Source organism: Amycolatopsis azurea DSM 43854 (assembly GCF_001995215.1).
Classification (GTDB): Bacteria; Actinomycetota; Actinomycetes; order Mycobacteriales; family Pseudonocardiaceae; genus Amycolatopsis; species Amycolatopsis azurea.
In genome coordinates, this window is the sequence record NZ_MUXN01000023.1 from 116,864 (window position 1) to 131,948 (window position 15,085).

At 68.2% G+C, this 15,085-nt stretch carries 22 protein-coding genes; 11 read left to right on the forward strand and 11 right to left on the reverse strand.

What is annotated here, in order from left to right:
• Positions 1-246: 246 nt before the first annotated feature.
• From B0293_RS44900 to B0293_RS28945, 7 genes are all read right to left on the reverse strand, one after another.
• A complete protein-coding gene (locus B0293_RS44900) occupies positions 247-474 on the reverse strand; it encodes a contact-dependent growth inhibition system immunity protein (RefSeq protein ID WP_158081886.1) in 228 nt (75 codons plus the stop codon).
• Positions 475-477: 3 nt separating this feature from the next.
• Positions 478-861 carry a VOC family protein gene (locus B0293_RS28920; protein WP_005154971.1) on the reverse strand — a complete coding sequence of 128 codons (384 nt, stop codon included), beginning with the start codon at positions 859-861 and terminating at the stop codon, positions 478-480.
• Positions 858-1,628, reverse strand: a complete 771-nt coding sequence (locus B0293_RS28925; RefSeq protein ID WP_052014389.1) for an arsenate reductase/protein-tyrosine-phosphatase family protein — start codon at positions 1,626-1,628, stop codon at positions 858-860. Before B0293_RS28925 ends, B0293_RS28920 begins: the two co-directional genes overlap by 4 nt.
• A 214-nt stretch (positions 1,629-1,842) precedes the next feature.
• The gene (locus B0293_RS28930) at positions 1,843-2,649 is read right to left on the reverse strand and encodes a hypothetical protein (RefSeq protein WP_005154974.1); all 807 of its coding nucleotides are present in this window, start codon (positions 2,647-2,649) and stop codon (positions 1,843-1,845) included.
• 346 nt (positions 2,650-2,995) lie between these two features.
• Complete coding sequence (locus B0293_RS28935) at positions 2,996-3,790, reverse strand: ABC transporter ATP-binding protein (RefSeq protein WP_005154975.1); 795 nt, start codon at positions 3,788-3,790, stop codon at positions 2,996-2,998.
• The gene (locus B0293_RS28940) at positions 3,787-4,836 is read right to left on the reverse strand and encodes a FecCD family ABC transporter permease (protein WP_005154976.1); all 1,050 of its coding nucleotides are present in this window, start codon (positions 4,834-4,836) and stop codon (positions 3,787-3,789) included. The genes B0293_RS28935 and B0293_RS28940 overlap by 4 nt, the downstream gene beginning before the upstream one ends.
• Complete coding sequence (locus tag B0293_RS28945) at positions 4,823-5,926, reverse strand: ABC transporter substrate-binding protein (protein WP_005154977.1); 1,104 nt, start codon at positions 5,924-5,926, stop codon at positions 4,823-4,825. Before B0293_RS28945 ends, B0293_RS28940 begins: the two co-directional genes overlap by 14 nt.
• A 229-nt stretch (positions 5,927-6,155) precedes the next feature.
• Between B0293_RS28945 and B0293_RS28950 the strand changes: the two genes are divergently transcribed.
• Positions 6,156-6,800 carry a lytic polysaccharide monooxygenase auxiliary activity family 9 protein gene (locus tag B0293_RS28950; RefSeq protein WP_005154978.1) on the forward strand — a complete coding sequence of 215 codons (645 nt, stop codon included), beginning with the start codon at positions 6,156-6,158 and terminating at the stop codon, positions 6,798-6,800.
• Positions 6,801-6,882: 82 nt separating this feature from the next.
• Here B0293_RS28950 and B0293_RS28955 read toward each other — a convergent pair whose 3' ends face one another.
• Positions 6,883-7,242, reverse strand: coding sequence for an ArsR/SmtB family transcription factor (locus B0293_RS28955; RefSeq protein WP_005154979.1), 360 nt, complete (start codon positions 7,240-7,242; stop codon positions 6,883-6,885).
• Between the two features lie 151 nt (positions 7,243-7,393).
• Between B0293_RS28955 and B0293_RS28960 the strand changes: the two genes are divergently transcribed.
• Together B0293_RS28960 and B0293_RS43240 are read left to right on the forward strand one after the other, a co-directional pair.
• Positions 7,394-8,542: an FAD-dependent monooxygenase gene (locus B0293_RS28960; protein ID WP_005154981.1), complete on the forward strand. Its 1,149-nt coding sequence runs from the start codon at positions 7,394-7,396 to the stop codon at positions 8,540-8,542.
• Between the two features lie 152 nt (positions 8,543-8,694).
• Positions 8,695-9,399 carry a hypothetical protein gene (locus B0293_RS43240; RefSeq protein ID WP_005154983.1) on the forward strand — a complete coding sequence of 235 codons (705 nt, stop codon included), beginning with the start codon at positions 8,695-8,697 and terminating at the stop codon, positions 9,397-9,399.
• 37 nt (positions 9,400-9,436) lie between these two features.
• Here the strand turns inward: B0293_RS43240 and B0293_RS43590 are convergent, their stop codons facing one another.
• Both B0293_RS43590 and B0293_RS28975 read right to left on the reverse strand, forming a co-directional pair.
• On the reverse strand, positions 9,437-9,592 hold the full coding sequence (locus tag B0293_RS43590) for a hypothetical protein (RefSeq protein WP_005154984.1): 156 nt from the start codon (positions 9,590-9,592) through the stop codon (positions 9,437-9,439).
• A gap of 65 nt (positions 9,593-9,657) precedes the next feature.
• A complete protein-coding gene (locus B0293_RS28975) occupies positions 9,658-10,059 on the reverse strand; it encodes an HPF/RaiA family ribosome-associated protein (protein ID WP_005154985.1) in 402 nt (133 codons plus the stop codon).
• A gap of 25 nt (positions 10,060-10,084) precedes the next feature.
• Here B0293_RS28975 and B0293_RS43775 point away from each other — a divergent pair, with 25 nt between their 5' ends.
• Positions 10,085-10,384: a hypothetical protein gene (locus tag B0293_RS43775; RefSeq protein ID WP_167334541.1), complete on the forward strand. Its 300-nt coding sequence runs from the start codon at positions 10,085-10,087 to the stop codon at positions 10,382-10,384.
• A gap of 98 nt (positions 10,385-10,482) precedes the next feature.
• Positions 10,483-10,923: an STAS domain-containing protein gene (locus tag B0293_RS28980; protein ID WP_077241418.1), complete on the forward strand. Its 441-nt coding sequence runs from the start codon at positions 10,483-10,485 to the stop codon at positions 10,921-10,923.
• A 32-nt stretch (positions 10,924-10,955) separates the two neighbouring features.
• Here the strand turns inward: B0293_RS28980 and B0293_RS28985 are convergent, their stop codons facing one another.
• The gene (locus B0293_RS28985; RefSeq protein ID WP_005154988.1) at positions 10,956-12,173 is read right to left on the reverse strand and encodes an alkaline phosphatase; all 1,218 of its coding nucleotides are present in this window, start codon (positions 12,171-12,173) and stop codon (positions 10,956-10,958) included.
• A gap of 215 nt (positions 12,174-12,388) precedes the next feature.
• On the opposite strand from B0293_RS28985, the gene B0293_RS28990 reads away from it, so the two are divergent.
• The 6 genes from B0293_RS28990 (at position 12,389) to B0293_RS29010 (ending at position 15,074) form a co-directional block, all read left to right on the forward strand.
• Positions 12,389-12,862 (forward strand): Asp23/Gls24 family envelope stress response protein, encoded by a 474-nt coding sequence (locus B0293_RS28990; protein WP_005154990.1) that lies wholly within the window; start codon positions 12,389-12,391, stop codon positions 12,860-12,862.
• A gap of 43 nt (positions 12,863-12,905) precedes the next feature.
• The gene (locus tag B0293_RS43780) at positions 12,906-13,082 is read left to right on the forward strand and encodes a hypothetical protein (RefSeq protein WP_005154991.1); all 177 of its coding nucleotides are present in this window, start codon (positions 12,906-12,908) and stop codon (positions 13,080-13,082) included.
• A gap of 5 nt (positions 13,083-13,087) precedes the next feature.
• Positions 13,088-13,474: an Asp23/Gls24 family envelope stress response protein gene (locus B0293_RS28995; protein WP_005154999.1), complete on the forward strand. Its 387-nt coding sequence runs from the start codon at positions 13,088-13,090 to the stop codon at positions 13,472-13,474.
• The gene (locus tag B0293_RS29000; protein ID WP_005155002.1) at positions 13,471-13,998 is read left to right on the forward strand and encodes a DUF6286 domain-containing protein; all 528 of its coding nucleotides are present in this window, start codon (positions 13,471-13,473) and stop codon (positions 13,996-13,998) included. The genes B0293_RS28995 and B0293_RS29000 overlap by 4 nt, the downstream gene beginning before the upstream one ends.
• Positions 13,995-14,561 (forward strand): alkaline shock response membrane anchor protein AmaP, encoded by a 567-nt coding sequence (locus tag B0293_RS29005; protein ID WP_005155003.1) that lies wholly within the window; start codon positions 13,995-13,997, stop codon positions 14,559-14,561. The genes B0293_RS29000 and B0293_RS29005 overlap by 4 nt, the downstream gene beginning before the upstream one ends.
• Positions 14,562-14,627: 66 nt before the next feature.
• Positions 14,628-15,074: an ATP-binding protein gene (locus tag B0293_RS29010; protein ID WP_005155004.1), complete on the forward strand. Its 447-nt coding sequence runs from the start codon at positions 14,628-14,630 to the stop codon at positions 15,072-15,074.
• The last annotated feature ends 11 nt before the right edge of the window (positions 15,075-15,085 follow it).

A 15,085-nucleotide genomic window follows, 5' to 3' on the forward strand; every position in this document is an offset into this window, starting at 1 on the left:
GCATACGCCGGGGAGGACAACCGCAACCGACGAAGGATTCGCGGGGAGTTCAACGAGCGGACACCCGGTCCGCCGGACAGGCCCACTGGATCCGCGACGTTTCGGCACCGATCATGCTCGCCGACCTCGTCGCCGCAAGCCGCCACCGGCACGTCGTCACCGAAACCGTGCGGCGATCCGGACCGCTCGCACCAGCAGCGCATGAATACTAAGGTTCTCGCTCCAGCCGTCGCTTCACTATTGTCTTTATTTGTTCAAACCATTCCAGGTAGCCGACTCATACTGCGCCTCGTACTCATCCAGCCAAAGCTTACGGGCCAGCTCCTCCGTCAAGCTACTCCCCTTAAGCTCATCTAACTCCAGGAGCACTTGATTCGAGACCTCGAATGCTTCGTCCTTTACGAAAGTACTTACAACTTCCGCCGCATTCTCCCCATGCAGATCATGGTCTTGATGGAAGTACGCGGAAGCCAGACGTCACCGGGCGGCGGGCTGGAACAGCTCGACCGGATTGCCCGCCGGGTCGTCGAAAACGATCTGGCGGCCACCGGGTCCGGTGACGACGTCGCTGCGGAACCCGACACCCGCGGCGCGCAGCCGGGCGACTTCGGCGTCGATGTCGTCGACGATGAGGTGGATGCGATTCCAGCCGCCCGGAGCCGGTTTCGTGCCGTCCGGCATCGGACGGCCTGCCGAACTGGCCGGGCCGCTGAGGAGCAGCCGGAGATTCCCGCGCACCACGTCGGCGAACGCCGGAAGCGCGCTGGTGCGCACGGCGAAGTCCAGGTGCCCGGTGTAGAACTCGACGGCGGCTTCGACGTCGTCGACCAGGTAACGCACGCTCACCAGTTCCGAGGTCATGCTCTTTTCACCTCATCGATTCGGGCGGTCAGGAACCCGATCCGGCGGTCCAGTTCGTCGGCGAGGCGACGGAACGCCGGATAGGCTCCGCCCGCGTCATCGGTCTCCTCTGCCGGATCAGGCAGGCTCCAGTGGACGACGCGCGGGTGCCCGGGAAACTCCGGACAGACCTCGCGGACACGGTCACACAAGCTGATCACCCAATGGAATCGCCGATGCCGAAGACCGTCCACATGGGATGGTTCGTGCTCCAGTGCGATACCGCGCTCGGCGAGGGCGCGCACCGCGCCGGGATGCACCGGCTTCGGATGACTGCCCGCGCTGAACACCTCGACCGTCGAACCGGCCCGGTGCCGCAGCAGCGCCTCGGCCATCGGCGACCGGCCACTGTTCCCGGTGCACACGAACAACACCTTGATCCGGGACGCGGCTCTCGTCGCATTCGCGGAGCTCGACGCGAGAGCGGGATGCAGCGAACCCCCCGCCTCGGCGAGCGCGCCCGCACACCGCCCCAGATCGAGGTGGTAGTAGGTGTCACGACCGTCGAAACTGCTCCGCCGCGCCGTGACCAGCTCCGCCACCCGCAGCTTGCGCAAGTGATAGGACACCAGGTTCTGCGGCTGCCCCAGCGTCTCCACCAGCTCCCGCACGCGGCGGTCGCCGTGCGACAACTCGCACAGCAGCCGCCAGCGCAGCGGATCACTTGCCAGCCGTACGAACGGCGGCGGTTCGAGCGTCTCGACGTTCGCCACGCACCGAAGGTACATCAATCCAGGTTGATATATCCAGACCTCGGCGGACGAGAACCTCGAGAAACGGCAAGGCGGATGCGTCGGGTCGGGCTTGGAACCGAACGGGACCACTCCGCCGAACAACCAGCCGTAAAGAGGAGCTCCTTGACCAAGAGCCATCACTACCTCGCCACGGTGCGCTGGACCGGCGTCACCGGCCGACCGCGAACGTGCCCTCGCGGTCCCCGGACTACCCGGTTCTCGCCGATCTCGGCGGACGCACTTCGCCGGGAGGAATACGGGCTCCGAGCGCCCTCACGGGTACCGGATATGCGCCTCGCCTCAACGGACCGTTCTCGAAGAGGACGACCATCGAGAGGTCCGTGCCACCGACCCAGGCTTCGAGCAGGCGCTGTCCCTCTTTGTGCCCGGCACGATAGGTCGACTCGACAGTGCGCAGTTCGATCACACTGCCGTCCTGGAATTCGACGGTGATCACGGCGGGTTCGAACGGGCCGCCGTCCGGCCTCCGCACGTCGACCGACTTCGTCGCATGCCAGCCCGTTCTCCGCACCGCCCGATACCGTCTGCCCCACCCCCTCATCGCCGCCAAGCTCATCGGGACCGCGAACACGGACACCAGCACGGCGAGCATGTGCGCCGCCGCCGCGAAACCGGTGAAGGCACCGGCGCCCGTGGCGATGCTCGTGGCCGCCACCAGGAAGGCAAGCGCCCAGAACGCGGCGGAGAATCCCGCGTTACGGCTCAAGGCACGCAGCCGCATGGTCGCCGCCTCGACCGCCGTCCCCTGGGCCTCGCTCAGCCAGGTGGTCACCTCGGCCCGCCGGACCTGATTTCCTCGCCGTACGGCCGCGAGCACGGCGACCACGCCCAGCACGGCCGACACCGACATCATCGTCAGGTCGACCACGAACTCGGTCCCGCCCACCCACGACCGGCCGGACCGGTTCAGGCCACCCCAGAGCATCGCGCCGAAGACCAGGAAACCCACGGCGCCACCCACCGCCGCGCAGATCAGCTGAAAGCGCCGCCACATCGCCCCATCCATCGTGTGGGGACCTGCGACAGCGCTGTGAGGGGACGCCTCCGACGCAACCCCGCCTACCCGGGTACCCACGATCGGGGAACGATCACGGCTGCCACCTTCCGGGACTGTCTTCCGTTCCTGCGCGGCCCGTCGTTGCCGGCGGTTCAACGGCCTGCCCACCCGCTCCTCGGTCATACCAGGTACACGCCCGATCCCGGCCGAAGGTTGTCACGCAAGGCAATCGGGTGTTGGTGCACTTTTGCTGACCGCGGCTCACCTCTACGCGGCGGATTTGCGTGGTGCCGACCTCCGAGAACCTGCCGGCGACCGGCCACGCCGGCGGGCCCCTGCGAGTTCAGTCCACGATTCGTGAGGTTTCCGGGACTGACGTGGCCGCGGTGACGAAATGCGGGCGGCCGGTGATCGGGTGCGGGACGATCACACTGCGCACCCCGAACACCTCGGCCACCCGATCGGGTTCCAGCACCTCCGCAGGAGATCCGGCGGAAAGCACCCGGCCCGCTCGAAGCAGCACCAGGCGATCGCAGTAGGTCGTCGCGTGATCGAGATCGTGCAGGGCCACCACGGTGGTCAATCCGAGTTCGCGCACGAGATCGAGCAGGCCGAGCTGCGCGCCGATATCGAGGTGGTTGGTCGGTTCGTCCAGCAGCAGTACCGGGGTCTTCTGCGCCAGCGCCCGCGCCACCAGGACACGTTGCCGTTCCCCGCCGGAAAGCCGGGTGAAGACCCGCCGGGCGGCCCAGGTCATCCCCACCCGGCCGAGCGCGTCCCGCACGATGTCGCGATCACCGGCGTCGTCCCGTTCCAGGATGCCTTTGTGCGGGGTCCGTCCCATGAGGACGGTCTCCTCGACCGAGAACCCGTTGTCGAGATCGTGGTCCTGGACGACGACCGCCGCCCGTCGACCGGCCTCGCGCGCGGTGCCCCGCCAGACGTCGGACTCTCCGATGTGGACGGATCCGCGGACCGGTTTCAACGCGCGGTAGACGCAGCGCAACAACGTGCTCTTCCCGGACCCGTTGGGACCGATGAGCCCGGTCACGGTACCGGATTCGACGTCCACGTCCACGTCGCCGAGGATCGGGAGGTCGTCGATCACCACGGACACGTCCCGTATCTGGATCTTCACCGCGGCGCTCTCCTCCGGCCGCGCAGCAACATCAGGAAGAACGGCGCGCCGAGCGCCGCGGTGAAGATGCCGATCGGCATCTCGTTCGGTCTGTTCACCGTGCGGGTGGCGAGGTCGACCAGTACCAGGAACACCGCACCGCCCAGCAGGGACACCGGGATCACCTTGCGATGGTCCGGACCTACGACCAGCCGCACCGCGTGCGGGACCACCAGACCGACGAAGCCGATCCCGCCGGCGACGCTCACCACGGTAGCCGTGAGCAGGGAAGCCGCCACGAGCAGCAGGACGCGCAGGCGGTTGACGTCGACCCCCAGCCCGGCCGCGGTGTCCTCGCCTGTCGCGAGCGCGTTCATCATCCGGCCCCGGCTCATCAGCCACAGTCCGGTGACCGCGGTCGCGGCCGCCGGGATCGCGAGGTCGGCCCACGAGGCTCCGGCGACCGAGCCGAGCAACCAGAACATGACGCCGCGCAGCTCCGACGGATCGACCAGCAGCTGCATCAAGCCGGTGCCCGCCATGCCGAGATAGGCGACGGCGACCCCGGCCAGGACAAGGCTGGTACCGACGAGCCTGCCCCCGCGTTGCGCCATGGCGAAGACCACGAACAGACTCACGGAGGAACCCACGAACGCACCGCCCGCGACGCCGATCGCCGCCGCGACCCCGGTCGTCATCACCACGACGGCGCCCAGCGACGCGCCCGCCGTCACGCCGAAGGTATAGGGATCGGCGAGCGGGTTCCGGACCAAGGTCTGCAAGCACAACCCCGCCAGGCTCAGTCCTGCTCCCGCCACCGCCGCGAGCAGCACACGCGGCGTACGGAACGTCCACACGATCTGATCGGTCAGCGGATCCAGCCCCGCCGTGTCACCGGTGAGATGCGCCCAAACCACGGCGACGACCCGCCCGACCGGGACATCGACGGTGCCGACGCCGACCGAGAAAGCGACCGTCGCCGCCAGCGCGGCGCCGAGCCCGGCGAGCAGAACGGTGAAACCTTTGCCCTGCACCAGATGCGGGCGCCGCTGGTCAACGCGCGGCATCGGCGATCTTCCGGATCGCGACCGTGTTGAGCGGGCCGAGATAGAAGCTGTCGGAGACGCTGGTGAAGGTCTTGCTCTTCGACGCCTGCCAGTAAGGGAACTTCGCGAAAAGGTCCTGGGCCATCACATCCGCTTTCTCTCCCGGCTGGAACAACCCGACGACCAGCACATCGACCTGAGCCGAGGCGAGGGCTTCGGCGTTGATCTCGGCGAGCTGGGTGTTCGTCTTGCCAGCGAACGGATTCACCCCGCCCGCACGATCGACGATGTCGTCGGAGAGGCCACCGCCGAACACGGCGGGCAGGCCGTTGTTGTTCATCATCGACATGCCCGGGTAGACCACCAGGACGTGCTTGCGCTCCCTGCCCGCCACTTCTTTCCGAATGGCGGCGATGTCGGCGCGGGCCTTGTTCACCTGATCGGCGGCGCGCTGCTGAACGTCGAAGATCTCACCGAGACTCAAGAGCAGCTCGTACGACGACTCCACAGACTGCTTTTCGTACCGTTCCTTGTCCTCCGGACGGGCGTTGAGATCCCCGTTCGCGCAGTTGGACGGCGTGACGAAGCTCTTGATCCCCGCCGCGTCCAGCTGATCACGGGTGACCGAACCGATCTTGTCGTCGAAACCGCCCGCCCAGGTGGAAACCACCAGATCCGGCTTGAGCGCGAGAACCTGCTCACGCGGGACCTCGAAGTTCTCGTTGAGCTTCAGGTTCGCCCGGGGAATCGCCTTGATCCTGTCCACGAAGGACGGATCGTCCGACACTTCGTAGGACTGGCTGTTGGCCAGGATGTGATCCTGGATCCCGAGGACGATGAAGCTTTCCACCTCGGCCACCGAGGTTCCGTTGAGCAGCACCACGCGCTTCGGCGGCGCGTCGAAGGTGACCTTGCGGCCACAGTTGTCGATCGTCAGCGGATACGTGGTGGGTTTCGCCACGGCGGGTGGTGGCGCGCTCGTCGCCGCCTGCCGACCGGCACTCGGGGAGCTACCGATGCCGCACGCGGCGACCGCGGCGAACAGCACGACCGACACCAGGACGCGCGGGATCAGCCGTCCGGCGCGGCGTGCGCCGTCAAGAGAGGACATGTCCCAAAGGTCGTCCGTGCGCGGGAAAAAGTTCCCACGAAGGTGACGGAACCTCATGGCCGCTCGATCCGACCGAGGTGTTCGCAGCGGACCTTTTCAGGACACAGCAGGCAAATCGGTCACAGTCCGGCGAAGTTTCTCCATCGCGCCCGACTTTCGGGCCTACAAGCCCGTGCGCCCGAACACTTATCGTGACATGGTCTAGACCTCTCAGGAGAGGAACGCTGCGATGAAGTTTTCCCGCTCCGCCGTCAAAGTCGCGATACTGACCGCCGTGCTCAGCACGGTCTCGGCACTCACCGCCGTCCCCGCCCTCGCGCACGGTTCGATGGGCAACCCGATCAGCCGGATCATGCAATGTTTCCAGGAGGGGCCGGAGAACCCGCGGTCCGCCGCGTGCAAGGCCGCCATCGCGGTGGGCGACAGCTGGCCGATCTACGACTGGGACGAGGTCAACATCGGCGACGCCAGCGGCCGCAGCCGCGAGATCATCCCGAACGGCAAACTGTGCAGCGCCGGCCGGGGCAAGTACAAGGGGCTCGACCTGGCCCGCAACGACTGGCCTGCGACCACGATGCCGGGCAGCGGCCCGTACACCTTCAAATATCAGCTGACCGCCGCACACCCGGGCACCTTCGAACTGTACGTCACCAAGCCGAGCTACGACCCGACGAAACCGCTCAAGTGGTCCGACCTGGAAGACACCCCGTTCTACAAGCAGGACAACCCGCCGATCTCCGGCAACGCCTACCAGCTCAAGGCGAACCTGCCCGGCGGGCGCACCGGCAGGCACCTGATCTACTCGATCTGGCAACGCCACTGGCCCGACTCCGGCGAGGCCTTCTACTCCTGCTCGGACGTGATCTTCACCTGACTCCGAGGCCCTTGGCGGCTACCGCAATCAGCGTGCACACGAAGTCCTCCGGTCGGTGAAGCGGTTCCCGGACAGCTCCGCTTCACGACCGGAGGCCTTTGTCAGCACCTCCGCCGACCCCGGCGTCGCGGCGCTCCGCGGTCAGCAGGTCGAGCAGGCCAGGGAGCCGTCGGTCGATTTCCGCCCGGCGCAACCGGATTCCCTTCCGGTTCCCGTAATTGATCTCGTGGATGAGTCCGGCCTCGCGCAGAACCCGGAAGTGGTGCGTCTGCGTCTGCTTGGACACCGGGAGATCGAACGAGTTGCAGGTGCGCTCGCGGTCACTCCCGTCCGCCGCCAGTTCCGCGATCACGGTGCGGCGATGCTCGTCGGCGAGCGCGCGGAACACTGTGCCCAGGTCGGCATTCCCGGCATCGTCTTCGGCAGGACCTGACCCGGTCATCGCCTCACCTCTTTCAGGTACGTCTTGCATCGTACCTGACGTCCATGCTTGACTGAAGGTACGACGAGTTACGTACCTGAGCGCCGGGCTTCGCTCGCGCACGAAGCCTGCCTGCGCGCTCGTCGCTTCCCTCCTCGGAAAGGTTGCGGCCATGACGCCTGTTCGCGTCCTGATCCACGGTGCCGGTATCGCCGGCCCCGCTCTCGCCTACTGGCTGGCCCGGCACGGGTATCGGCCGACGGTCGTCGAGCAGGCCAAAGAGCTGAGATCCGGCGGCAGCGCCGTCGTCGTCAAGGAACCGGCGCTGACGGTCGCCAGGAGCATGGGCGTCCTCACGCGGTTGCGCGACGTCGCCACCGGCTCGAGCGCCCTCTCGCTCCTCGGTCCGGACGGGCGGCAGTTCCTCCGGGTCCCGACGACTTCCCCGCGGTCGGTCGAAGTGACCCGGTCCGATCTGTCCGCGGTGCTCCACCAGGCAGCGCGCGACGACGCGGAGTTCCTCTTCGACGACACGATCACCGGCCTCCGGCAGGACCGATCGGGGGTCGAGGTCACCTTCCGCCGGTCACCGCCGCGCCGTTTCGACCTGCTCGTCGGCGCGGATGGCATTCATTCCCCGGTGCGCCGCCTGGTCTTCGGACCGGCGGAGCAGTTCACGACCGGCCTGGGCATGTACGGCGCGACAGTGCCGGTGGAGCCCGGCGCACTCGATGACCCGGACGTGGCCGTGATGCTGACCGCGCCCGGCCGGATGCTCACGATCCACCCGTCCCGAGGGAAGCCACTCGCGATGTTCACCTTCCGCGGAGGGCGGGTCCCCGGCTACGACCGCCACGACACCGCACTCCACAAGCGCATGGTGGCCGAGGCGTACGCGGGAATCGGCTGGCGAAGCCCCGAGCTGGTCGAGGCGTACCAGAACCATCCCGCGCCCTTCTTCGATCCGCTCGCCAACGTGCGGATGGACAAGTGGTCGCGCGGCCGCGTGACCTTGCTCGGCGACGCGGCATCCGCGGTGGCCCTGCTCGGCGACGGGTCCAGCATGGCGATGGCCGGCGCACACACGCTGGCCGAAGCGCTCGCAGCGCATCCCGGTGACCATGCGCGAGCCTTTCAGGCCTACGAGGCGAAGCACCGGCGGCAGGTGGACCCGAGGCACCGGCGCGTCGGCCTCGTCGCCACGCTGCTCGTTCCGCGAACTCGGCACGGGCTGGCACTGCGCAATATCGCGGGCCGAGCCGTCGGCCTCGCCACCCGCACCCGGAACCCCGTGCCCGACAAGCAGAACAGCCGGGCCTGAGCGCCTGACGCGGGCGCTGGACAGCCCGTGTCCGGCGTGCGCTGACCAACGTCCTGGCAACGGCAGCTACCGGCCATCTCCGTGTACACGGGTGTGCGCGGAAGGTAAAGTTCCTGCTCAGTGCCCGACTTTTGGACCCTGGGGAGGGGGACGTGTCAGACACACCCGCCGGAGACGGTTCCCGGCCGCCTTCGGACAACAACACGAAACGGACGGCGGAGATCCTCGCCCTGATCACCGCGAGCCTCACCATTCTCGCCTGGCTGGGCATAGCGAACGGGAAGGAGCTCATTGCCTGGCTGGACAAAGATCACCCCGCTCCCAGCTCGACCGCCAGGCCGGCCGAGCCTCCCGTGATCAGCCGGTCACCATCACCTGTCCGGAAGACTTCGGAACAGGACGAGACCACACCCGAGACGACGCCGCCGACAAGAACACCGACGACGCCGACAACAACGACGAGACCACCGTCACCACCGGCCGACGTCGGGGACTGCGTCGTGGTCGACAGCGGCGGGCGGTTCGTGGCGATCGGGAACTGCGACGGCAGCCGGGGGACCTATCAGGTGAACTCCGTCAGATACCAGGGCAGTTGCGTCGACACGGAGTCCCCTTCCATCGTGAAGGACGGATACCGGCTGTGCCTGGAGATCCACCTGGTGCGGGAACGCTGCTACGTGATCCCGGCACGGGGCTGGATCACCGGCGCGCCCAGATGCCGGGAAGCGGGAACCGTCTCCGTCGTCGACATCGTCGCCGGAGCCACGGACGACTCCGCCTGTACCCGCAGGTACCAATGGAACAAGTGGTACTCGTTCGACCACCCACGGGTGGTCTACTGCGTGATGAGGTACTGACCCGGCCCGCACCTGTCCATAGTGGACAGAGGTGCGGTCAGAGGTTGACGGCCAGCCACAGCGCCAGCCACGCGAGCAAGGCGACGACTCCGCCCACCCCGACGGCCAGGAGCACACGCCTGATGCCGAGTGTTCGATCAACGGACACGGTGATCGCCGCTTCTGCCGCCGGTACTCCGACTTCATCGTTCATGATCGGGAGTACCTCGGACGAGCTGGTCCAAACCACTGACTTCACGCTGATCGGCGAACGCTGTGTCAGTGAGAGCTCGTGGCCGAAGTCTCGCTCTCGATCACGCCGACCTCCTCGGGGTTCCGCGGGCCCTCCATGTGGCGGATGCTCGGGCTTCCCTTGTGATCGTGGGCACGGGAGTACTGGGAATCCAGCACACTCCTCACTTTGTGCGCCGCACCGGCGTACGCCTCGTCCACGGTCGCCGCATGATGGGTGACCACGACGGGCTGCTTACCCGCGGGGCGCACTTCGATCACGCACTTCTTGTCTTCCGGCTTGGCGCCCCCGTCGTCGCTGAGGTGCACCTCCACCCTGGTCAACCATTCGCCGAACCGGGACAGGCTGTTCTCCAGGTCCGTCTTCACGTAGGTGGCCAGTCCCTCGCCGCCGTGGACGTTGTGGTCGGTGTTGACTTGGATCTGCACGAGCACCCTCCGCGGAAAGACAGCGATGATCTTCTTCAATACCACGGGAAAAGGCGGCTCAAACCTCCGGTCTCCGGCGTTTGACCCGGGGCAGGCTTGGGCATTGAAGTCGACGATCCCCATCGTGACGGCAGGTGCACACCCGCCGCGCCAAGAAAAGAGACCAACCATGATCGTGCTCGGAGTCATCATCCTCGTGATCGGCCTGATCGCCGGCATTTCCGTGCTGACCACCATCGGTGCCGTACTCGCCGTCGCAGGTGTCGTTCTCGCGATCCTCGGTGGCACGGGACGCAAGGTGGGCGGCCGCGCTCACTGGTTCTGAGCCCGCCCGTAGTCCGAACCGATGGCCCCGCTCCGGCCGGACCGGGGCCATCGGTCTTCCCGGACCGGCGCGTCCGGGAGAACCCGAGGAGACCAGGCATGCGCCCCACCAGGTCGCCTCGCCGAGCAAGCCACGCCACCGCACTGTGGTCCGACTACTCCCGTATCCCCATGCCCCGCGAGGGTTCCGAAGAGGCGGTCTGGCACGGCGACGCGCTGATCGTGGTGCTGCGCGGGGATTTCGACGCGACGCGGAAGGCATCGCTGCGTGCCTGTCTCGCCGCCGCGATCGCCGCCCGTCCCCGTGCCCTCCTGGTCGACGCGACCACGATGACCTTCGGGTCGGCGAGCACACTCTGGGAACTGCTGACGGCTCACGCGGACGCACGCCGTGACGGGGTGCCCTTCGCCATCCACACCACCGCGTACGCGATCTTGCGGCCTTTGCGCACGCTAGGGCTCAACGCCAGTTTGGCGGTCCATCGACGACCGTCCGACGCGCGCAGGTGGATTCAGGACGCCGGTGTGCACAGCAAGTGAGCGACGATTCGCGCGACGGCCTCGTTCGCCTTTCACAGGCCGCTCGCCGCTCGCATCACCCAGTAGACGTCGGTGTTCTCGACCGTCCCGCCCAATCGGGCGGAGCCGGGGCCTTCGGCGGTGACCGGGGTGTCGGCGCCGGTGTGGTCGTGGGTCGTCCAGTCCACCGTGAACCGCAGCTTCGAACCCGGTACGTCGAACGGACCGTCCTGGTCAGGGTCGGTGTCGTCGGCGTCGTAGTTCTCGATGCCCAACCCGCCGGTCTCGTGGTCGCCGCCGATGATCACCAGCGTGTCGGGATGCGCGCGGACGAACCTCAGGACCTCGGCGATCGTGGCGTCGAGCGCGCGGCCGGCGTCGATCACGCCGTGCGCGTTGTTCTCGTGCGACATCCCGTCGGTGCCCTCTTCCTCCAAGAAGAGGAAGAAGCCGCGCGGGTTCTCGGACAGCGTGTCCAGCGCCTTGCGCGCCATCTGCTGGAGCGGCACCCGCGGCGCGTACTTCCCGACGCCGTCCGGGCCGTAGTCGACCATGTCCTCGTTCGCGAACAGGCCGAGGATCCGGTTCGCCCGCGTGTTCCGCAGCTCGTCGCCGTCGCGCACGTAGGTGTAGCCCGTTCGCTGCGCGCGTTCGACCAGGTTGCCGTATAGGCTGCGGCTCTCCTCCCCCGGCTTGTCCGGCCAGAGCCCGGGGTTCCCCTTCGGGTACCACCAGTCCTCACCACCGCCGAGCAGGACGTCCGGACGGCTGTTCTCGATGTACTGCTTCGCGATGTCGCTCTGCGAATCCCGGCTGGGCACGTGCGCCGCGAAGGCCGCCGGCGACGCGCCCGTCACCTGCGCGGTGGTGACCAGCCCGGTCGACTTACCCGCCCGTTTCGCCCGCTCGAGGATCGTTTCCAGCGGACGTCCCCTGGTGTCCACCCCGACGGCGCCGTTGCGCGTCTTGTGCCCGGTGGCCAGCGCGGTGGCCGCCGCGGCCGAGTCGGTGACGATCTCGTCCTCGTCGTCGGACGACGTCCGCACGAGACCGGTGGCCGCGAGCCCGTCCATCGCCAGTTCGCCGTGCTTGCCCTTGAGCGCCAGCCGCAGCAGGTCGCGCTGGCCGAGGCCGAGGCCGTCGCCCTGGATGTAGATGATGTTGCGCGCCGCCCGCGCCCCGGACCCCGCCGTCGTCGTCTCCGCGACGGCGGCCGAACCACCGCAGAGGACCACCAGAACCGTCGCCGCCGCCAGACCACGTCCGCGCACATCGCCTCCCATTAGTTAGGAACCTTTCCTAACAGAGATGTCACGCGAAAACCAGAGCCTCCGCCCGTGGAGCCATACCCACGAACGGTGAGATCCAGACCACACGATCGGGTCGTGACGATCTTCTCCGGGCTGGGTCTATGGAGTGTGGGAGCGAACCGGGTGACCGCGAAACTTCCGCCACAGGCAATGGAATCCGAACCGAGGAGAGTGCGATGACGAACACCGCCACCACCGCCAAGCCGAGCTCGAACTCGAACTCCGCCGCTCCCGCCTCCGGGAACAGCGCGCTGGCCTCCGCTCAGGGCGTCACCACGATCGCCGACACCGTCGTGCAGAAGGTCGCCGGCCTCGCGACCCGCGAGATCACCGGCGTCCACGCGCTGGGCGGCGGCGCCGTGCGCGCCTTCAACGCGCTGCGCGAGCGCATCCCGGGCGCCACCGCGTCCGCTGGACAGGGCGTCTCCGTCGAGGTCGGCGAGCGCCAGGCCGCGGTCGACCTGCAGATCGTCGTCGAATACGGCGTCGCGATCGCGGATCTCGCCAAATCGGTGCGCCGCAACGTGATCGGCGCGGTCGAGCAGATGACCGGGCTCGAGGTCGTCGAGGTCAACATCAACGTCTCCGACGTGCACATCCCCGGCGACGACGACGCCGACGAGCACAACGAATCCGGCCGCGTCCAGTGACCACCGGCGCCGGCCCGCGCCCGACACAGCAAGGAGAACGTTCATGAACGCCACCCATCTCGGCCTGCTGACCGGTCTCGTGCTCGGCGTGGCCGGCGCGTTCGGCGGCTTCGGCGCTTTCCTCGTCGTACTCGTCCTCGCCGTCCTCGGGCTGCTGGTCGGCCGGTTCCTCGACGGCAAGCTCGACCTTTCGGCCCTGGCCGGCCGCGACAGGGGCTGACCGCCATGAAGACCATGACCGCCGCCGCGCCGGACACGGACGGGCGCGGCGGGCTGACCGTGGCCGGCGGTGCCGTCGAGCGGATCGCCGCACGGGCGATCACCGAACTCGACGGCATCGGCGGCGCGGCCTCCCGGGTGCTCGGGATCGCGGTCGGCGGCGAGGACCTCGGACAGGGCGCCAAGGTGAGCGCGAACGTCACCGGCTCGACGACCACGCTGGACGTCCGGCTCTCGGTGACGTACCCGCTTTCGGTCCGCGCCACCACCGAAACCGCGCGCGAGCACCTGATCCGCCGCGTCGGCGAGCTCTCGGGCCTGACCGTCACCCGGGTCGACATCACCGTCACGGCCCTGCACTCCGATGAAGCCGAAACGAGGAGGGTCCGATGAAACGACGTCCGCGCCGCAGCGTCCCATCCGTGCTCGTCGCCCTCGTGGTGCTCGGCGGTTGCGTGCTGGCCGCCGCCGTCGCGGTCCAGACGATCATCGGGGAGAAACCGTGGATCAGCTACGACGCCGTCGCGTCCGCGCTGCACGGCACCCGATGGAGTGATCCGCTGCCGGCGATCATCGGCGGTGGAGTCGCGCTGATCGGCCTGCTGCTCCTGGTGAGCGCGATCGTCCCGGGGAGGCCGACCGTGCTGCCGCTCGACGGCGGCCCGGATTCCGGTGCCTCCCGGCGCAGCTACCGATCGACGTTACGCACCGCCGCGTCCACTGTGGACGGCGTCTCGGCGGCGAAGCTGAAGCTCAAGCGACGCGGGATCGTCTCGGTGGTGACCACCGGGCGGACGAACACCGCGGGGCTCGCCGACGCCGTCCGCGCCGCCATCGAGCACCGCCTCTCCCAGATCGGCCCCGCGACCGTTCCGGCCGTGCGGGTCCGGGTCAAGGCCACCAGGAGCGCGTCATGAGCGACCTCAACCGTCCCGCCCGGCTGAACCGCACCCTCCTCGTCCTGACCGGGCTCGTGCTGATCGCCGGTGGCGCCTTCGCCGTCGGCACCCATTTCGGCAAGATCCCCCTGCTCACTCCCGCCACCACGCTCGTTCCCGGGACGGCCCTGCCGCCCGGCTGGGTCTGGTACGCCGTCGCCGGGGGCGCGGTCGTCCTCGGCCTCCTGACGTTGCGCTGGCTCGTCGCGCAGCCCGTCCGCAAACCGAAGTCCCACACCTGGCGCTTCGACCAGGACACCGGCCGGACGGCGCTGGCCGCGAGCACCGCGGTGGAACCGTTCGTGGCGGAGGTGGCGACCTATCCCGGCGTCCACGCCGCGCACGCCACGCTGGGCGGCACGCAGGACGCGCCGGTGCTGGCCGTGGTGCTGAGCGCCGAACAGGACGGCGATCTGGCCGCCATCCGCGAGCGGATCACCCAAGAGGGGCTCCCCCGGCTGTGTCAGGCGCTGGACCTCGACGAGCTCCCGATGACCATCGAGTTCCGCTTCTCCGCCAAAGCCGGTCCCCGCATCAAATAGCACCCGTCCGCTCCCCCCTCGGTTCCGAACGCCTCGTGAGAGGTGTTCGGGTGAGGGGAGCTGGGCGTGGTGAGTGGTGGCCAAGCGGAGCTGGAAGCGGAACTCGACCGACTGTGCCGCCGCGTCGCCGGCGCCGCGGAAGTCACGCTCGACCTGCGGAAACTTCCCGAGTTGAGGGATATCCGCGCCGTCGTCGCCGATCAGCTCGGCTTCGGCCGCGGCGAGGACGAGCCGCTCGGCGCCCTGCTGCTGGTGATCGACGAACTGGTGAGCAACGCGTACCGGCACACCGACGAGCCAGGCGAGCTGCGCGTCAACCGGCACGTCCGGAGCTTCATGGTCGAAGTCTCCGACGACGACCCCGACCTGGAAGCCTTGCGCTCCGCTTCCGGAAGCGCGCACTACGGACTCCGCCTGATCCACCAGCTATCCCTCGATTGGGGTTTCCGCGAGGAGCCGACCGGGAAAACGGTGTGGGCACTGGTTCCCGCCCAGCTGTACTACGAGCATTGAAAAGCGGAACG